The organism is Anabaena sp. CA = ATCC 33047 (assembly GCF_963870205.1).
Taxonomy (GTDB): domain Bacteria; phylum Cyanobacteriota; class Cyanobacteriia; order Cyanobacteriales; family Nostocaceae; genus Trichormus.
Window position 1 is genome coordinate 1 of sequence record NZ_CAWMSA010000013.1, and the last position, 18,459, is coordinate 18,459.

The 18,459-nt window shown below is 40.9% G+C and carries 16 protein-coding genes; 5 read left to right on the plus strand and 11 right to left on the minus strand.

Annotation, left to right across the window (positions count from 1 at the left end; translation table 11 throughout):
* Positions 1-604 precede the first annotated feature (604 nt).
* A complete protein-coding gene (locus AACS98_RS02985) occupies positions 605-2,284 on the minus strand; it encodes a serine/threonine protein kinase (protein ID WP_066376170.1) in 1,680 nt (559 codons plus the stop codon).
* A 173-nt stretch (positions 2,285-2,457) separates the two neighbouring features.
* Positions 2,458-4,338, minus strand: a complete 1,881-nt coding sequence (locus tag AACS98_RS02990) for an ABC transporter ATP-binding protein (RefSeq protein ID WP_066376174.1) — start codon at positions 4,336-4,338, stop codon at positions 2,458-2,460.
* A 133-nt stretch (positions 4,339-4,471) separates the two neighbouring features.
* On the opposite strand from AACS98_RS02990, the gene AACS98_RS02995 reads away from it, so the two are divergent.
* Entirely contained in the window at positions 4,472-4,657 is a 186-nt protein-coding gene (locus AACS98_RS02995) for a GNAT family N-acetyltransferase (protein ID WP_198161116.1), read from the plus strand.
* Between the two features lie 121 nt (positions 4,658-4,778).
* Here the strand turns inward: AACS98_RS02995 and AACS98_RS03000 are convergent, their stop codons facing one another.
* The 4 genes from AACS98_RS03000 to hisG form a co-directional block, all read right to left on the minus strand.
* The gene (locus AACS98_RS03000) at positions 4,779-7,037 is read right to left on the minus strand and encodes a hybrid sensor histidine kinase/response regulator (protein WP_066376178.1); all 2,259 of its coding nucleotides are present in this window, start codon (positions 7,035-7,037) and stop codon (positions 4,779-4,781) included.
* 5 nt (positions 7,038-7,042) lie between these two features.
* Positions 7,043-7,468 (minus strand): response regulator, encoded by a 426-nt coding sequence (locus AACS98_RS03005; protein WP_066376180.1) that lies wholly within the window; start codon positions 7,466-7,468, stop codon positions 7,043-7,045.
* A gap of 26 nt (positions 7,469-7,494) precedes the next feature.
* Positions 7,495-10,092 (minus strand): GAF domain-containing protein, encoded by a 2,598-nt coding sequence (locus AACS98_RS03010; RefSeq protein WP_066376183.1) that lies wholly within the window; start codon positions 10,090-10,092, stop codon positions 7,495-7,497.
* 280 nt (positions 10,093-10,372) lie between these two features.
* Positions 10,373-11,017 carry an ATP phosphoribosyltransferase gene (gene hisG, locus AACS98_RS03015; RefSeq protein WP_066376184.1) on the minus strand — a complete coding sequence of 215 codons (645 nt, stop codon included), beginning with the start codon at positions 11,015-11,017 and terminating at the stop codon, positions 10,373-10,375.
* Positions 11,018-11,241: 224 nt separating this feature from the next.
* On the opposite strand from hisG, the gene rppA reads away from it, so the two are divergent.
* On the plus strand, positions 11,242-11,934 hold the full coding sequence (gene rppA / locus AACS98_RS03020; RefSeq protein ID WP_066376186.1) for a two-component system response regulator RppA: 693 nt from the start codon (positions 11,242-11,244) through the stop codon (positions 11,932-11,934).
* A 104-nt stretch (positions 11,935-12,038) separates the two neighbouring features.
* Here rppA and AACS98_RS03025 read toward each other — a convergent pair whose 3' ends face one another.
* Positions 12,039-13,079, minus strand: a complete 1,041-nt coding sequence (locus tag AACS98_RS03025) for a lysophospholipid acyltransferase family protein (RefSeq protein ID WP_084386872.1) — start codon at positions 13,077-13,079, stop codon at positions 12,039-12,041.
* Positions 13,080-13,322: 243 nt separating this feature from the next.
* Between AACS98_RS03025 and AACS98_RS03030 the strand changes: the two genes are divergently transcribed.
* The gene (locus AACS98_RS03030; RefSeq protein WP_066376192.1) at positions 13,323-13,964 is read left to right on the plus strand and encodes a Uma2 family endonuclease; all 642 of its coding nucleotides are present in this window, start codon (positions 13,323-13,325) and stop codon (positions 13,962-13,964) included.
* A gap of 21 nt (positions 13,965-13,985) precedes the next feature.
* Positions 13,986-14,549 carry a Uma2 family endonuclease gene (locus AACS98_RS03035; RefSeq protein ID WP_066376193.1) on the plus strand — a complete coding sequence of 188 codons (564 nt, stop codon included), beginning with the start codon at positions 13,986-13,988 and terminating at the stop codon, positions 14,547-14,549.
* Between the two features lie 9 nt (positions 14,550-14,558).
* On the opposite strand, the gene arsC is transcribed toward AACS98_RS03035, so the two are convergent.
* Both arsC and AACS98_RS03045 read right to left on the minus strand, forming a co-directional pair.
* The gene (gene arsC / locus AACS98_RS03040) at positions 14,559-14,954 is read right to left on the minus strand and encodes an arsenate reductase, glutathione/glutaredoxin type (RefSeq protein ID WP_082803640.1); all 396 of its coding nucleotides are present in this window, start codon (positions 14,952-14,954) and stop codon (positions 14,559-14,561) included.
* 58 nt (positions 14,955-15,012) lie between these two features.
* On the minus strand, positions 15,013-15,504 hold the full coding sequence (locus AACS98_RS03045; protein WP_232317105.1) for an ArsI/CadI family heavy metal resistance metalloenzyme: 492 nt from the start codon (positions 15,502-15,504) through the stop codon (positions 15,013-15,015).
* A 59-nt stretch (positions 15,505-15,563) separates the two neighbouring features.
* Here AACS98_RS03045 and AACS98_RS03050 point away from each other — a divergent pair, with 59 nt between their 5' ends.
* Positions 15,564-15,911 (plus strand): ArsR/SmtB family transcription factor, encoded by a 348-nt coding sequence (locus AACS98_RS03050; RefSeq protein ID WP_066376195.1) that lies wholly within the window; start codon positions 15,564-15,566, stop codon positions 15,909-15,911.
* Between the two features lie 6 nt (positions 15,912-15,917).
* Here the strand turns inward: AACS98_RS03050 and arsB are convergent, their stop codons facing one another.
* Both arsB and arsJ read right to left on the minus strand, forming a co-directional pair.
* Positions 15,918-17,048 (minus strand): ACR3 family arsenite efflux transporter, encoded by a 1,131-nt coding sequence (arsB, locus tag AACS98_RS03055; RefSeq protein ID WP_066376196.1) that lies wholly within the window; start codon positions 17,046-17,048, stop codon positions 15,918-15,920.
* Between the two features lie 25 nt (positions 17,049-17,073).
* A complete protein-coding gene (arsJ, locus tag AACS98_RS03060) occupies positions 17,074-18,333 on the minus strand; it encodes an organoarsenical effux MFS transporter ArsJ (protein ID WP_066376198.1) in 1,260 nt (419 codons plus the stop codon).
* Positions 18,334-18,459 lie beyond the last annotated feature (126 nt).

An 18,459-nucleotide genomic window follows, 5' to 3' on the forward strand; every position in this document is an offset into this window, starting at 1 on the left:
CGAGAGCCATTCATCTCATCACTTCCGCTATCGCGGTAAGTGAGAGGCTTCTGTCAGTTCAAGCTAAATTAAGCGATTGTTTAGATATTGCGAATTAGGAATCATATCATCTCAGGACTTACGCAACTGGTACATTAGTAGGGTGCGTCAGATGTTGAAAATCTGTTCTTTTTGACTCAATTATCGCTTCTGACGCACCCTACACGAGACTTTGATGATGACACTTGCGTAAGTTCTACATCTGCTTTTCAATGACAGTCATGGTGATAGCCGAAGACTGAAGTTGTGTTTATATATATTTTAATATGTTTAAACCTGGTGAAGCAAAACAAATCTTGAGCGTTCCCTGTTCCCTGTTCCCTGTTTTCTGTTCCCTGCTGTATATCTTCATTATTGGCTTTTAACTACGAACTCAAACATAATTACTCTTCATTATTGCTGTTGCTGAAATTCACCTTTTCATAAATTTCATCTAGGGAAATTTGCAAATCAACGGTATTAAGCGATAGGTTAGCAGATTCGCCTTCTAATTCTGTAAATAACCATTGCTCCTGCCTCCTGCCCTCTGCCTCCTGCCTCCTTCAATTTTGCCTTCTTCTACTAGCTACCTAGCACCATGAACAACCCATCTTTGATTTTCCTCATCCCATAATAGAGATAACTGCACAGAAGCCGATGATCTTCTACCGTTTTTCATGAAGTACGTCAACCTAGTATTAACTGTAGCTGTTTGTTCATTACCTTCTACTATACTGGTTTCTTCAATATTGACACTTTCTACCTGTCCTTGCCACCAGCCTATATAAGAACTATAGCCATTGGGGTGCAGTCGGCGATTATTTTGAAAACTAGGACTTAACTGATTCCACGCCGTCTGATATTCTCCTTGATTGATAGTTGCATAATAATTTTCTACTGCTTGTGTTGGTGAGGGGCGAGACACTTCTGAAGTTTCATAAGTATCAGGTGTGGTGGTTTGGGGATTCTCAGCCGTGGGTGAATCAACTGGGGTGCTAACAGGTGGTAAATTTCTGATGACAGGACGATTTATCTGTGGTGTAGAGTTTTGGTTAGTGTCTTGATTTGTGGTGGTTGCAGGAGGGTTAGAAACTGGAGGTTGTATATTTTCCGTAGTGTTGTTGTTGATGGTAGATTCACTAGAGGGTATTGTTGATTGTGCTACTGGTTGATTTGGTCTAGTTAAGGCAAAACCAATTAAGACAGATGCACCAATTAAACCCCCAGCAATTAAACTACCAAGTAAGATTCCCCGATTGCCATTGTTTTGAATGCTATTGGTTTGAGTCACAGGTGGAGGAGATGGAGAAGCACTTGGGCTAACGGCGACGGTTTGGGGTGGTGTGGCAGTAGGTGGTACTGTGGCTACTGGGGGATGCTGATAAGGAATGGTTGGCGGTTGTGGTTGTGGTTGTTGATAAGGGATGGTGGGGGGAAAGCTGACAGCACCTTGTTGCAAAGCTTCTAACATTTCTCTAGCTGTGGCGAAACGTTCTCTGGGGTGGTAGGCGATCGCGCGATCAATTACAGCTGCTAATGTAGGGCTAATACTCAAGGCGTATTGATGCCATATAATTTCCCCAGTCCGAGGATCTGTTTCTAATTCCTGTGGTTGTTTCCCCGTCAGCACATAAATTGCTGTCACGCCTAAACTATATAAATCACTAGAATACACTGGTCTACCTGCGGCTTGTTCACTCGGCATATATCCAGGCGTACCAATGACAATTGAACTGGTAGGATTACCTTGGGAATTGACAACTGTTCCCATTGATTCCCGCACCGCACCAAAATCAATTAATACAGGTTTGCCATCACGATGACGCAAAATGATGTTATCAGGTTTAATATCCCGGTGAATTATCCGTTTAGAATGGACGTACTCTAAAACTGGTAATAAGTTAACTAAAATTTCTCTAACTGCGCTTTCAGTAAATAAACCTTGCTGGCGAAATTTGGCTGTGAGTGTTTCCCCTTCTATCAATTCTTGAACTACATAAAATTGCTCGTTAGATTGAAAATAAGCGTATAAAGTCGGGATTTGGTCTGTGTAGCTACCCAAATCTTCTAAAATTGTGGCTTCCCGTTGAAACCGTTCTTGTACTAATTGGTAAATTTGGGGGTTGTTGTGAATCGGTTTTAGCTGTTTAATTACACAACGACGGTTAGACGGCATTTGGGTATCTTCGGCAATAAAAGTTTCCCCAAATCCCCCTCCTCCTAAAGTCCGAATTACTCTATAGCGATTGTTTAATAATGTTTCCATAAATATAGGAATCCGATTTGATTAATAAAATTATTTGTGTAGGTAGGGAACAGGGAACAGGGAACAGGGAACAGGGAATGGGGAACAAGGGGGAGAGGATTTTCCCTTTTTCTCCCTGCAAAGAGTCCCAATTCCTCTTTTTTCCCAATCCCTAATCCCCAGTCCCCATTCCCTTAAGTTCCCAACATTTGTAAGTTGTGCAAGGTGGAATAAAGTCCTCCTGTTTTTAACAGTTCCTCGTGGCTACCTTGTTCGATTAATTCACCTCGCTTTAATACAAAAATCCGATCTACATCCCGAATTGTAGATAAGCGGTGAGCAATAATAATTGCAGTTCGTCCGATTAATAACTCGTTTAATGCTTGTTGTATTAATGCTTCTGTAGCCACATCTAAACTCGCGGTTGCTTCATCTAAAACGAGAATTTGAGGATTCCGAATTGCTGCACGGGCAAAGGCTAAGAGTTGCTTTTGACCACTAGAAAGATTTGTACCTCTTTCTCGAAGTTGGGTATGATAACTTGCGGGTAATTGTGCTATGAACTCGGCGATGTTGGTTTTTTGGGCTGCTGCTTCAATTTCTTCTGGGGTATAGTAATCACCCAAGGTAATGTTACTTTTAACGTCACCCGCAAAGACGAAACCATCTTGTAAGATGACGGACATATAACGGCGTAGTTCGGCTTGGGGTAACTCTCGAATATCTACGCCATCTACAAGAATGCGCCCTTGGGTGGGTTCGTAGAGACGACACAACAGGCGGATAATCGAACTTTTACCCGCACCTGTAGGCCCGACTAATGCCACTTTTTCGCCGGGATGAATCACAAAATCTAAGTCTTTGAGAATGTAATCATCATCTTTGTAGGCAAACCAGACATTTTCAAACCGGATTTCTCCCAATTGCGGTGTCTGGTGGGTGTCTTCAGATTCTAAATTAGCGATGATTTCGTCGATGTAACCGAATTGTTGATCGAGGAGGGAAAAGCGGGGATTGGCGCGATCGCTTATTTCTATGGGTTCATCTAAAAGATCACTCACCCGTTCCATTGCTGTAAAACCAGATTGAATTACAGTGAATTTTTCGGCAAAATCCCGCAACGGATCAAACAATCTTTGGGCATATAAAATGAATGCAGATAATGTCCCAAAAGTCAAGTTATTACCTAAGAGTAACCAACCACCCAACCATAAGACTCCGGCGATCGCAATTAAACCAATCCATTCTAAAGTTGCAGAAACTGCCGAATCGTAAAATATAGTTTCATCTGTTCGCTGGTTGTAACGTTGGTTAGTGGCGCGGAATAATTCAGCATTATACTGTTCTCGCCGGAACAACTGCACAACGTTAATTCCCATGACATTTTCTTGTAACTGGGAATTTAAAATGGATAGTTCTTCTCTGGCTTTATAATTAGCTTGGCGATATCGTCGCTGAAAATAAATAATTAACCCACTCACTGGTAGCAACATCACCAGTAGTAAAGCCGCTAGTTGCCACTGAATGGAAAACATCAAACCCAAGATTACCAGCATCGAGAACATATCAGAGACGATGCCAACAGCCCCGGTAGAAAACACATCCCCTAATACTTCTACATCGCTGGTGATGCGAGTGACTAATTTACCTACAGGTGTACGGTCAAAAAAACGTACTGCCAAAGATGTCAGATGATGAAACAAGTCTTGACGAATTCCGGCAGTAATTGTCTGTCCTAACTTCTGTAGTAAGTAGCCTTGAACACCAGTAAGTATTGCCCGCAGCAAGATAGTAGTGAGCAATAAACCTTGGATGATATAAAGTCCTTGAAACAAAGGACGATTTTGCAGAAATGTGTACGTACTAGGTTCATTACGAATTAAAGATACAGCCTGTCCAATTAACAGGGGCTGCACAGCATTAGCTAAGGCAATCGGTAACAGCAGTAACATGGCTGTGATTAGCAGTTTGCTGTTACGGCGGGCGTAAGGTACGAGACGAAGGAACAGTCGCCAGTCATTGTTACGCCAATGGTGTTTTTTGTAAGATTTGCGAGATGATTGGTAGATGCTCATAGTAGGAGCATTATATTAATTTTTACAATACTAGCAGCAGTTATTTATCCGTCTCACGGTGACATTGGCATTTTGGTTAATTTTCTGCCTATCATGCCTGAGATAGAAACCGCAAGATTGAGATTATGGATTTTTGACAGTGCAGTTAGATAAGATAGTAGCGATCGCTCGTCCTGAGAATATACCATCAAGGCGGGTCATTGAGAAAGTGGGTATGAAGTATCAAAAACACGCTCACTACTACGGTGTAGATGTAGTGTATTACACCCTATCTCAATCAGAATGGCGACCAAATGATGGTTTTTATAGAATTTTGTGACGGGTGCGAAATTACGGGAAATACAGAGGAGTAGGGGAGCGGAGGAGAAAAACTAATGACTAATGACTAATGACTAATGACTAATGACTAATGACTAATAACTAATAACTAATGACTACAATCAAGTGATAACTTGGTTGATAGCCAATAACAATTCATTAACAGTGTAGGGTTTAGATAAAAAACTATCAGCACCAGTATTGACTATTTCCTCCAGTTTATTTTGAGATATCAATCCACTGGTAGCAATAATTTTGACTTGGGGGTTAATTTTTTTTAAGGTACGAATAGTAGTGAATCCATCTAGTTCTGGCAGGATGATATTCATGAGGACAGCACTAATTTTATGTGCATATTTGGCGTAAAGTGCGATCGCTTCCACGCCGTCACCAGCAACCAGGGTTGTGTATTCCTTGCTTTCTAAAGATGTTTTCGTCACTTCCCTAATTCCCGGTTCATCATCCACAATTAAAATTAACTCTCCTTTGCCTGTAGCGGGTGACAAAAAATCTGTTTTAATTTCTGTCGTATCTCCCACGGCTGGCAAGTAAACTTTAAATGTAGTACCATTTCCTACTTCACTATGGACATTGACAAAACCACCATGACTTTTAATAATACCAATTGCAGTAGACAAACCTAAACCAGTACCTTGTCCGACTGCTTTGGTAGTAAAAAACGGCTCAAAAATTCTATCTAAATATTCTTCAGGAATCCCCACGCCTGTATCTGATACTGTAATGACTATGTATGCTCCCTCTTTAGCCTCCAAATTCATGCGGACATAATTTTGATCAATTAGTAAATTTTCAGCCACAATTTTGAGAGTGCCACCATGAGGCATTGCATCACGGGCATTAACACAAAGATTCATCAGTACCTGGTGGAGTTGGGTACTATCTCCAGAAACTTGCCATAAATCCTTGGCTATATCTGTGGTAATTACAATAGATTTGGGGAATGTTTCTCGCAAAACTTTAGTCAGTTCGACAATGATGTGTTTGAGTTGCAAATGAATGCGTTTACCTTCGACACCCCTGGCAAAAGACAGTATTTGTTTCACTAAATCCGCACCGCGTTTAGCATTAATTTCTAAAATTTCTAACAAATGTTGAGTACGTTCATCGGCATCAGGAAACTTCAGTGGCAGTAATTGCGCTCCTGCTAAAATTGGGGTCAAAATATTGTTGAGGTCGTGAGCAATGCCACTAGCTAAAGTGCCAATACTTTCTAGGCGTTGGGTGCGAAACAATTGGGCTTCTAAATGTTTTTTCTGAGTAATATCTGTATCTACAGACAAAATTGATTTAGCTTTTCCCTGTTCGTCATGGACTAGACTCCAGCGACTAGCCACGATAATTTCTTTACCTTTTTTGGTAACTTTATTTAATTCCCCTTGCCAGTTACCTTGAGATATCACCTGTAACAGTGCAGCTTCAATTTCTGGAGTAGGTTCTATAAACAAAAGTTCACTGGCATTTTTACCGATAGCCTCTTGCGCCAGCCAGCCATAAAGTTTTTCTGCGCCTTGATTCCAAAACAGAATTTTATTTTCTAAATCACGGACACAAATGGCATCAGTAGTGATATCTAGTAATGCTGCTTGTTCACGGATTTTTGCTTCTGCGAGTTTGCGATCGCAAATATCAATACTCGCGCCAGTTATACCGACAATTTCTTGGGATTCATTCCGCAATGGTTCAACAGTTAAGTCGTAATATTTCGTGCCTTCATCCGTCGTAATTGCTACTTCATCTCTTGTACCTATACCTGTAGATAGGACATGATATTTAATTGCTGTCAGACGTTGGGCATCTTCATCTGGCATCATTTCCCAGTCTTGTTTACCCAAAATTTCCTCGCCTGTCCACCCAGCCAAGGGGTTATAAACCCAGGTATAACGTAAGTCTCTATCTTGATTAAAGACAAAAATAGGAGAGTTTTTTAAGGCTACCCGAAATCGTTCCTCACTCTGGCGGAGGGCTTCTTCAATGCGTTGGCGTTCAATGGCGTAGCGCATCGAGCGCAGCAATAAGTCGCCTGTAACTTGTCCTTTGACTAAATAATCCTGCGCTCCTGCTTGCATCGCCCGTAATGCCAAGGTTTCATCATCTGTACCAGTCAAAACGATAATCGGAATTGTCTTAGCTTGGCGATAAGCTCGCACAAAGGTGTCTAGTCCTTGGCTATCAGGTAAGGATAGGTCTAATAGAATGATATCAAAGGGTTGACTTGCTAAAAGCTCAAATGCCTCAGAAAGTTGCTCGACTGCTTGTAACTCTACCTTAGTTTTATTTACCTCTTTTAATAACTCTTGGATTAAAAAAACATCCCCAGGATTATCTTCTACTAATAAGACTTTGAGAATTTTACCTGCCATAACCTCTACTCCGGTGGCAGTTTGACAATCGCAAACCAAAAGTTTTCTATAGCTTGTACAATTCTAACGAATTGATCAAAGTCAACGGGCTTAGTTATGTAACAGTTAGCAGCTAAGTTATACGCCTTTAAAATGTCTTCTTCTGCTTGGGAAGTTGTCAAGACAACGACAGGAATACGTTTGAGGTTGTCATCAGTTTTAATTTCGGCTAATACTTCCCGCCCATCTTTTTTAGGTAAATTTAAATCTAGTAGCACTATATCAGGTTGAGGTACTTGAGCATATTGTCCCTGTTTTCGCAGGTATGCTATGGCTTCCACTCCATCTTCAACCACATTGAGGTTAACTGAAATTTGACTATCTTCTAGGGCAATACGTGTTAGTTCGGCATCGCCTGGATTATCTTCTACTAACAAAACCTCAATTACCATAATTTCTGCTGTTATATTGACGATAGTTAACTGGCTGGCTCTGGAATTGAGAAGTGAAACACCGAGCCTTGACCCGGTTGTGACTCAACCCATATACGACCGCCGTGACGTTCTATAATCTTCTTACATATTGCCAGTCCAATGCCAGTACCTGGGTATTTACTTCTAGTATGTAGGCGTTGAAAAATTGCAAAAATCCGGTCAGCATATTGCGGTTCTATACCAATACCATTGTCTTGGACTGAGAATAGCCATTGGGCATTGGGGACTGGGGACTGGGTATTGGATTTTTCTCCCCTGCTCCCCTGCTCCCCTGCTCCCCTGCTCCCCTGCTCCTCTGCTGTGCCTAACTCTCTGGCTACGCTGATATGAATGTGGGGTGGAATGTCTTTGCGGAATTTGATGGCGTTTGCAATCAGGTTTTGAAATACTTGGGTGAGTTGGGTGGGATCTGCTGTTACTGTTGGTAAAGGATCGTGGGTGATGACTGCACCACTATCTTCAATCGCAATTTTCAGGTTGGCGATCGCTGTTGCTAAAATATCAGCAGCATCAACTGACACAAAGGGTTTTCCACGGGTAGTCAGTCGTGAATAGTTCAATAAGTCGTTGATTAAGGTTTGCATCCGTCGCGCCCCATCTACAGCATAGGTGATGAACTGTTGAGCATCAACGTCTAGTTGCGGTTTATATCTCCGTTCTAATAGTTGTAAGTAGCTAGTCACCATCCTTAACGGTTCTTGCAAGTCATGGGATGCAACATAAGCAAAATTTTCTAGTTCCGCGTTAGAACGTGCTAGTTCTTGACTTTGACGGGTTTGTTCTTCTAATAGCTGCGCTTGCGATAACGCTATACCCATTTGGTTGGCTAACTGCTGCAATAAGTCTAACTCAAAGCTTGTCCATTGCCGGGGTGAGGCGCACTGATGGGCGATTAATAAACCCCAGATACCATCTCGATGCAGAATTGGAACTACGAGGTTAGCTTTGACACCAAACTGTTGCAAAAATTCCCGATGGCAATCCTGAATATCTGCCTGTTTAATATCAAAAATTGCGCTGACTCTACCTTGACGATATTTATCTACGTAGTCCTGCTGAAAACAGGGGTCAACAATGTTTTTTCCGAAAACTACAGGCCAGCCAGGAAGTACGGCTTCTTGTTCTACTGTTCCTGAACCATCAGCCCACAGGCGAAAAATCAATACTCTGTCTGCTTGTAAAAGTTTCTGCACTTCTTGGACTGATGCTTGCAGAATTTCTTTAATATCAAGGGTTTCTCGAATTTTGAGGGTAATTTCGGCGAAGAGTTGCGATCGCAAATTTTGTCTTTTCAGTTCTTCTTCTGCTTGCTTGCGCTCAGTAATATCTGTGTGAGAACCTACCATCCTGACTACATTACCGTTTTCATCCCAACGCGCCTGTCCTCGATCTAAAATCCATTTATAGCTACCATCTTTGCACAGTAGGCGATGCTCGGTAATATAAAACGGTGTTTTTCTCTCAAAATGGTCTTGAATTGCTTGCATTACCCAGTCTAAATCATCTGGATGTACACGCTTTGACCATTCCTCTATGTAATTGCTGATTTCGTCCTCGGCATACCCCAAGATTTGTTTCCAACGTGGGGAGAAAAAGACTTCATTTGTTTTTAAGTTCCAATCCCAAATACCATCATTGTTACCTTGTAAAGCTAAATGCCAACGTTCTTCACTTTCTCTGAGTGCGATTTCTGTCTGTCGCCTTGTGGTAATATCTTGAAAATAAACTGATAAACCGTCTTTACCGGGATAGGCGTTAACTGCAAACCATCTGTTCAGGGTTGGATAGCATTCTTCAAATGCGACACTCATCTGTTGGGCGATGGCTCGGTGATACTCTTGCTCAAATAAGGTTCCTATTAATTCGGGAACCGCTTCCCAGATATTTTTGCCTAATAGCTCAGTTTGATTTTTCTGCAATAGCCTTGCTGCTTGACTATTGATATAAGTGAATCGCCACTGTTTATCTAAAGCAAAGAAACCATCGGTAATACTTTCGAGTATATTACGAATGCGATCGCTGACAGCTTCCGATTCTAAGCGTGCTATTTGCTCTTGCTGCATCAGCTTTTCTGTAATCTGAGATACATCTGTCACACTGCGCCGCAATTCCAATTGGTCAATGACCAAGCGACTTAAAGCTACCAGTGCGTCTACTTGTTGTTGACTGAGTTGTTTTGGCTGATGGTCAATAACACAAAGAGTTCCCAACATCTGACCTTGGGGCGTGAGTAATGGCACACCTGCATAAAAACGCACATAGGGATATGATACTACTACTGGATTAGTAGACAGGCGAGCATCTGCTAAAGCATCGGGAACTACGACAACCCCCTGTTTTTCTTGACATAAGTAAGAAAAACCAATACTACGGGGCATTTCTGACACCTCTATCCCCAGTTTCGCCTTAAACCACTGACGATGTTCATCGATGAAATTGACTAAAGCAATGGGTGTACCACAAATAAAAGCAGCCAACCGAGCCAAATTTTCATAAGCTTCTTCAGGTTCAGTGTCTAGAATTTCGTACTCGCGCAACGCTGCAAGTCTCGCTTGTTCCTCTGAATTAAAATCAAATTTCATAAAATTTTTTTAACAATTTTTTAACTCTAGATAAACTAACTATCAGAACTTTGTGATTAAAATTTTTTGATAAAAAATTAGCCTTAGACTAATCACAGTGTAGACAAAATTTAATAAAAAATCATACAACGTAATTTCAATCATGGTAGGGTGTATTAGCGACAGCGTAACGCACCTTTTTCAAGCCTTTCTGACTCTTGGTAGGATATGTTATCCATAATCAAAAAACATCCCCAACTTTTTGACAAAGCCGGGGATATTTCCGCAAAAATATAATGAATTAAGCTGGTGTCAACACAGCCTCTCTGATACGCTCAACTAAATCATGTAAATTACCTGTATTGAGACGATAACTCAGAGGATGAGCAATTAACCGGGCTGTACTTTCATACAGAGTAGTAATTTCAATCAAACCATTTTCGCGTAAAGTCCGCCCAGTCGAGACTAAATCGACAATAGCCTCAGACATCCCCGTAATTGGGCCGAGTTCTACAGAACCGTAAAGTGGTACTATTTCCACAGGTAAATCTAAACTCTGGAAATATTCACTAGCACAGTTGACATATTTAGAAGCAACCCGACTGTGAGGTGGTAAATCTAAAGGTGATTTGTAAGGACTAGAAGCTTTCACAGCTACCGACATCCGACAATAACCAAACCCCAAATCAACTAAATGGGCAACTTGTGGTTGTTTTTCCTTAAGAACATCGTAACCAATAATACCGATTTGTGCCTGACCGTATTCCACATATACAGGCACATCTTGACCTCTAACTAATAAGCCTTTAGCTTTTCCGCTAGCGTCAGTAATTTGTAGTTGGCGATTGCCTGAGTCTAAAAAAGCACTAAAATCTAAACCTACAGATTGTAGGAGGCGGATGCTATGTTTAAGAAGTTCCCCTTTCGGTAAGGCAACAGTTAACATTCTATTTCTTGGTATCCTTGGCTATGGACATTAAATGTCCTGATTTAAGCATAGGACTTACGCAATCATGATGATCAAACTTTTTTGTAGGGTGCGTCAGAATCGATAATTTGGTAAAAATCAACAGATTTCCGACATCTGACGCACCCTACTAATGTGCCAGTTACGTAAGTCCTGAAGCAGTTCAATAATATTGAGAATATCTCTATTGCTTACTCAACAGCATGAGAATTTTATTAGTGGATGATGAAGTAGAACTAACAGACCCTTTAAGCCGTGTTTTGACACGAGAGGGTTATACCCTAGATGCCGCTTATGATGGTACAAGTGGAAGCATCATGGCACAGTCAGGTAGTTACGACTTACTTATTTTAGATTGGATGCTGCCAGGAAAAACAGGGTTAGAGATTTGTCAAGAATTGCGCCAGCAAGGGAAAATTACACCTGTGCTGTTTCTGACGGCTAAAGATACTCTAGATGACAGGGTACAAGGTTTAGATGCTGGTGCAGATGACTATTTAGTTAAACCTTTTGAATTACGGGAGTTATTAGCTAGAGTTCGCGCTTTGTTGCGTCGTTCTGGTTCTCAAAGTTATGAAGCGACAACGACTAGATTAACTGTAGCTGATTTAGAACTAGATTGTGAGAATCAAGTCGCCTACCGTCAAGGGCGAGTCATTGAATTATCGCAGAAAGAAAGCCAGTTGTTACTATACTTTATGGAACATACTGGACATTTACTAACTCATGCTCAAATTATGCAGCATCTCTGGCAAGATGAAGAACAACCCAGCAGTAATGTCATAGCTGCATTAATTCGGTTACTGCGGCGGAAAATTGAAGTAGGTAAGGAAACACCTTTAATTCATACAGTTTACGGTAAAGGCTACCGCTTCGGAACTGCTTCTGTGGAATGAGTGCAGTATTAGCCAGCTTGGTTTGTAGTCAGGACTTTAGTCCTTAATTAATTTTCTCAGGACTAAAGTCCTTACTACGAACTTGTTATAATAAATCACCGTCTCTACAAAAGGTTGATTTGTGTTTTAATTTGATGCTGTAATTGTTCACGCAATTGATGGGCGCGTTGATAAACTGCTTTTCTTCCTTTGCTGACATGATTACAGTCTGTGTTGATGTTGACTGTTGCTACTGGTTGAATAATATAACGCAAGCGAGTTTTCATCGCCCAAACACCCATTGAGGGAAAGAGAATTAACATCAACATCAAAGGTGATAAGGGACAGAATGGTAATTTCAAGAATTTTTGTAATTTTTTCAGGTTAACTGTCCAGGGATGTAAAGATTCGTTACCGATGCAAATGACTGGCAAAATCGGAATATGATAGCGATCGCTCAACTGTAAAAAACTCAGATCAAACTTTTGTAGTTGGTAGCGTTTCCCCCAACCTTTTAACGGCCCTCGTACACCTTCCGGTGCATATAACAAAATCTTACCTTGAGAAATAGCTTGCTCAAAATTACTTAACTCTGCCCGCACAGCCCCTAAAACCTGCGACCATTTAGGAGGTAGCCACCACACTACCCAAGGATGCTCAAATAATGATACTTCTGCTAAAGGTTGTGCTGTCCAACCTCGCGCTTCACCTAATAAATAACCTAAACAGATAAAGTCCCAAGGAAAACACATCCCTGCATGGTTCATTGCCACAATTATCGGCCCTGTTGTGGGTAAGTTCTCGATTTGTTGCAATTCCCCACGAAAATAATACTTCACTATTGGGGCTAAAATTTCTTCACGAAATGCTTTTTGATAGTGAGGGTTAAATTCTTCAATATCGGTTCTCGGTGAACGACAACCCAGGCGCAACCAGCGAATTACAAAAGCTAGATAAAATCCTCCTGGTATTAAAAATAGTAAATATTCTCGCCAATGCCAACCATCAGTATCTGCGTGATAATGTTGCCAATGGCGATTAAATAAAATTAGCCAGCCGGGAGGATACCATAAACAAAACCAGTCAAACCAGTTAAATTTATATTCCTGGTTTGAGGGTTTTTCTTGTTGGGTTTGTATCAGGTTTTGAGAGTTTTGATTAACCACAACTACTGAGTAGATAAGATATCATTTACTATTTGGCTGATATCTTAGCTTGATAAGTTTGTTGTGTGTATCTGGCTGTAGGCGTAAGATTTATTACATGAGAGTTATTCTGTTGGATTTATTTTTTAAACGCAAAGGTACGCGGAGGAAACGCGGAGGGGCGCGGAGGTTTAAGAGTGGCTTTGTGTTTGGTGTTTGTTAAAATTGGGATGCTATGAGTTGAAGTTTATGGGAGTGGTAGGGATGTTATTGGAGTTCAAGCGCATCTATGTTCCACCTGGACAAAAAGTATTGTTACGAGATGTCAGTTGGGAAGAGTTGGAAGCAATTCTTGAAGAGTTGGGAGAACATCGGGCTGCCCGTATTGCTTATGATAGGGGAATATTAGAAATTATGTCTCCTTTGCCAGAACATGAATACGGCAAAGAAATTATTAGCGATTTAGTTAAAGCACTATTAGAAGAATTGGATATTGAGTTTAGATGCTTAGGCTCTACAACTTTTAAAAATCAATTCATGGCTCAAGGAATAGAACCTGATCAGTGTTTTTATATTGCCAATGAATCTAAAATTCGTGGTAAGAAGCGACTAGATTTAACTGTCGATCCTCCGCCAGATTTAGCTTTAGAAATTGATATTACTTCGCGCACACATCCGAATATTTATAAGTCACTACAAGTTCCAGAACTGTGGCGATTTGAAAATGGTAATCTACAAATTAATATTTTGCAGGATGGTGTTTATATTGAGTCTCAAATCAGCTTTAATTTTCCTCAAGTGCCTTTAATAGATGTCATCCCCCAATATCTTGAAGAAAGTAGAATCATCGGCAGAAATGCCACTCTCAAAAATTTTCGGATTTGGGTAAGGCAGCAGATACAATAAATCTAAGATTGGTTAGGAAAGATGACAATTATAGTTTCAGACACTATCACCCTGGAAAATTTTTTAAAACTTCCATACATAGATGAGTCACCAGCATGGGAGTATCTTAACGGTAAGGCAATTCAAAAAACTATGCCAGGTGGAAAAAATAGCCTTTTGCAAAAACGTTTAGTTGGAGTTATTGATACAGCCGGCAGTAATTACGAAGCTTTCCCTGAGTTGCGTTGTACTTGCGGAAATCGTTCAATCGTGCCTGATGTTGCGGTAGTTGCTACTAATCAAATACCATTAGATGAAAATGGCGATATTATTAGCACTGGTATTGATTTTGCACCAGCTTGGATAATTGAAATTCTTTCACCTGACCAAAGTCAGACTAAGGTAACAGGTAATATTCTTCACTGTATGAAACATGGTACTCAACTAGGATGGTTAATAGACCCTAGTGAACGCTCAGTTATAGTTTATCAGTGTAATTGTCTACCAGATTTATTAACTGAATTAGATGTATTACCAGTCCTAGCAGATATGAATTTAACTCTTTCTGTTAATGACATCTTTGCTTGGTTGCAAAGAGTCAAATAATAAATTTCGTTAGCTAAGAGATGCAATTAACTTGACAACTCTTTCTTTCACTTCATCTCTAACACGCCGAAAGGTTTCTATTGACTCTCCTTGTGGGTCGTCTAATTGCCAATCTTCAAATACTTCTCTTAACACCCACGCTTCTGGTAAATTCACACCGCAACCACATAATGAAATTACTATATCGTAATCTTCAGGATTAAAATTATCTAACGATTTAGAATACTGCTGACTAATATCAATACCAACTTCTGACATGACTTCAACGGCAATTTGATCTACTTCATTGATTGCCAAGCCTGAACTTGTAACGGTAATTTTTCCCTCTCCTAATGTTCGTGCAAAACCCTCTGCCATTTGAGAACGACGGGAATTATGCTTGCAGACAAACATCACGTTTTTCATAACTCATCCCTCTAAAGTTCAACAGAGGCGAAAATCACCTCTGTCTAGATATTTCCATCTATGCACAACAAGATTTATTGGCTGTCTTCACTTCTCCTACTGCAACTGTAGCACCCACATTTTTTTCTGGTGCTGTGTCTGCTACTTTTACTACAAAAACCTCCCAACGGTTGCCATCTGGGTCTGTTACCCAAACTTTATCTTGCAAAGCGTAGCAACAATCAGTATTGTCCTCTGTAAATAATGCTAGTCCTGCATCAGTAAAACGTTTGATGGCTGATTTCACTTCTTCGGTACTTTCAACTTGTACACCTAAATGGGACAATGCGCCGCCAGTCTGCACACTGTTAGTGACATTCAGCGTTAGGTTTAAAGCTGGGTTACTCACATCAAATTTGGCGTAGTCAGCTTTATATTTTACAGGCTCTAAGCCAAACATAGCCCGATAAAAGGTCACGGACTTCTCAAGATTAGTCACATTTAAAGCGACATGGGTTTTCATCACTGTCATAATTTTTATCTCGGTACTATTTAAAATATTGATAAGCATCAATATTTATCCTTATCAATATATTGCTAGGATATATTGATATCTGTCAATATAAAAATATGAATTTTCCTCAATCAATGTCTAATTGTTGTAAATCGGTACTTTCAGGCTTTATCAAACCTCAAGAAGCAGTCCAAACAGCAGCCATCTTTAAAGTTTTGGGAGAACCGGCTCGTTTGCAATTGCTGAGTTTTATAGCGAATCAACCAAGCGGTGAAGCCTGTGTATGTGAGTTAACAGAACCGCTTGGACTATCCCAGCCAACAGTTAGCCATCATCTCAAGGTGTTGTATGAGGCTGGTTTGTTGGCAAAAGAACGACGTGGTACTTGGATTTACTATCGCCTTATCCCTGAACAAATTGAAGCTTTGCGTGAGGCTTTGACGTTACCTCGCAAAACTTCTTAATGTCTCTTACTGAAAAGAATTAATACAACGTGGATCTGGCAAACTCGCTTTTTCTGGTTCGCGCGGAAACCAGGGTGCTGTTCTTTTACAAAATTCCACTAGCATTAACATAACTGGGACTTCGATTAAAACGCCTACTACTGTGGCGAGTGCAGCACCAGAATTTAAGCCAAACAGCATAACAGCTGTAGCAATGGCAACTTCAAAATGGTTGCTAGCTCCAATTAATGCGGCGGGTGCAGCGTCTTCATAGGAGAGATTGAGCTTTAATGCTGCCACATAACTAATGAAGAAAATAAAATTAGTTTGAATAAACAGTGGCACAGCAATTAATAAAATGTGTAAGGGATTGTTGACGATTAATTCACCTTTAAAGGCAAATAGCAAGACTAAAGTAATTAGCAAAGCGGTAATGGCAACAGGACTAAGATACTTTAGAAATTGCGCTTCAAACCATTCTCTACCTTTATATTTGAATATCCAGTAACGGCTATAAATCCCAGCAATTAAAGGCAAACCGACATAAATTAACACTGATAAAACTATTGTTTGCCAAGGTACGGTTAAATCATTTGCTGCTAGTAACCACCTGCCCAAAGGTGCGTATAGAAATAGCATGGCCAGAGAGTTAACTGCTACCATGACTAATGTGTGTCCCTGATTACCGTAGGACAAATAACCCCACATCAACACCATCGCTGTACAGGGAGCAATTCCTAGTAAAATTGTGCCAGCAATGTAGGAATTTGCGATCGCAACTTCACTACCTCGAATTAATTCTGTACCAGTAATTAACGGACGAAATAGCCAGCCTAAAAAGAACTGGGCAAAAACTACCATTGTGAATGGTTTAATCAACCAGTTCACCACCAAGGTAAGAATTACAGGCTTGGGGGTGCGGATAGCATTGACAGCTTGGCTAAAGTCAATTTTCACCATGATGGGGTACATCATGAAAAATAGACATACCGCAATCGGAATTGAGACTTGGTAGACGCTGATTGCATCTAGTTTTACCGCTACCTCTGGAAATAACCTCCCTAGAGCGATTCCGGCGAAAATGCACAAGAATACCCACAATGTCAAGTATTTTTCAAAAAAACTGAGATTACTCTTGGTTTGACGATTTAGACTCATCGCTTTTACCTTGATACATCGGTTTTTAGTCTCCGTCTCCACCTTTCCAGGCGATCGCTTTACTCGGTTTGGGATTGGGTAACTTCAGTGAAACTACTGCTGCCCCTAGTACAAAAAACATCGATGTCCACAGACAACCTACTAACCCCAACCATTGATAGACCAAACCTGATAAAACCGTTCCAGCCAACCGACCGCCAGAGTTAGCCATATAATAGAAACCAACATTTAGGGCTACTTTGTCATCATCGGTAAATGCCAACACCAGATAAGAGTGAACCGCAGAGTTAAAGGCAAACACCACACCAAAAAGCAGCAGTCCCCCGACAATGGCAATATTAGCGGGTATACCTAATTGTAGAGCTAGAGCGATCGCCGCAGGTACAGATGTGAGAGTAAAAGTCCAAAACTGGATAGTTTTAGATTGTGGTGGACGACCAGAACCAAACCGCCGAAGCAATGTTGGGGCTGATGATTGAATAATGCCATAGCCAATCACCCACAACGCCAAAAAACCACCAACTTGATAAAAAGTCCAACCTAAAACCTCGCGCAAGAACACTGGCAAAGCCACCACAAACCAGACATCCCGCGAACCAAATAAAAAGAATCGCGCCGCCGAAAGAATATTAATTTCTGGACTCTTAGAAAACAGTTGGCTAAACTTAACTTTCTTTTTAATTTTGCCCATCCCTTTCGGCAGCATCAACCCAGTGAACATCAGCAGGAATAAACCAGCAGCCATCACTAACAGGGCATTGACAAAACCAAATCCACCTAACAAAGCACTACCGACAAAAAAACCAACTCCTTTGAGGGCATTTTTAGAACCAGTCAGCACTGCCACCCATTTAAATAAAGAAGACTGGGCATCTTGGGGAACTACCAAGCGAATTGCACTTTTAGAACTCATTTTAGTTAAGTCTTTGGCAATTCCAGAAAATGCCTGAGCCGTCATCACATAAAGCACAGCCAACCACTGCGCCCAGCTAGGGTTGAGATATGCCAGCATCACCAAGGAGAAAATCTGTAACCCGATGCCAGTATAAAGAGTAACCTTTAATCCTAATTGTGAGCCAATCCAACCGCCTAAAAAGTTAGTGACAATACCAAAGACTTCGTAAAACAGGAATAAAGAGGCGATTTGTAAGGGAGTATAGCCAATTTTGTTGAAATAGAGTAACACTAGCATTCTCAGCGCACCATCAGTGATAGTGAACCCCCAATAGGCCAGTGTTACCAGAATATAGTTTTTGAAATTTGCTTTAGAGGCTGTAGTAGTCATGGGGAATGGGGAGTAGAAGCAGGGATGAGGGGGATGAGGGGGATGAGGGAGTGGGGGAAGATGGGGGAGAAGAGGGAAACAAGGGAGAATTGTTTACCCAGTCCCCAGTCCCCAGTCCCCAGTCCC

Bases quoted from the DNA above. Each gene is read 5' to 3' on its own strand.
- arsC (WP_082803640.1), bottom strand. From the start codon at position 14,954: ATGAAAAACGTGATGTTTGTCTGCAAGCATAATTCCCGTCGTTCTCAA.
- AACS98_RS03005 (WP_066376180.1), bottom strand. From the start codon at position 7,468: ATGGTAATTGAGGTTTTGTTAGTAGAAGATAATCCAGGCGATGCCGAA.
- arsJ (WP_066376198.1), bottom strand. From the start codon at position 18,333: ATGACTACTACAGCCTCTAAAGCAAATTTCAAAAACTATATTCTGGTA.
- hisG (WP_066376184.1), bottom strand. From the start codon at position 11,017: ATGTTAACTGTTGCCTTACCGAAAGGGGAACTTCTTAAACATAGCATC.
- AACS98_RS02985 (WP_066376170.1), bottom strand. From the start codon at position 2,284: ATGGAAACATTATTAAACAATCGCTATAGAGTAATTCGGACTTTAGGA.
- arsB (WP_066376196.1), bottom strand. From the start codon at position 17,048: ATGAGTCTAAATCGTCAAACCAAGAGTAATCTCAGTTTTTTTGAAAAA.
- AACS98_RS03010 (WP_066376183.1), bottom strand. From the start codon at position 10,092: ATGAAATTTGATTTTAATTCAGAGGAACAAGCGAGACTTGCAGCGTTG.
- AACS98_RS03035 (WP_066376193.1), top strand. From the start codon at position 13,986: ATGACAATTATAGTTTCAGACACTATCACCCTGGAAAATTTTTTAAAA.
- AACS98_RS03045 (WP_232317105.1), bottom strand. From the start codon at position 15,504: ATGCTTATCAATATTTTAAATAGTACCGAGATAAAAATTATGACAGTG.
- AACS98_RS03030 (WP_066376192.1), top strand. From the start codon at position 13,323: ATGTTATTGGAGTTCAAGCGCATCTATGTTCCACCTGGACAAAAAGTA.
- AACS98_RS03050 (WP_066376195.1), top strand. From the start codon at position 15,564: ATGAATTTTCCTCAATCAATGTCTAATTGTTGTAAATCGGTACTTTCA.
- AACS98_RS03000 (WP_066376178.1), bottom strand. From the start codon at position 7,037: ATGGCAGGTAAAATTCTCAAAGTCTTATTAGTAGAAGATAATCCTGGG.
- AACS98_RS02990 (WP_066376174.1), bottom strand. From the start codon at position 4,338: ATGAGCATCTACCAATCATCTCGCAAATCTTACAAAAAACACCATTGG.
- rppA (WP_066376186.1), top strand. From the start codon at position 11,242: ATGAGAATTTTATTAGTGGATGATGAAGTAGAACTAACAGACCCTTTA.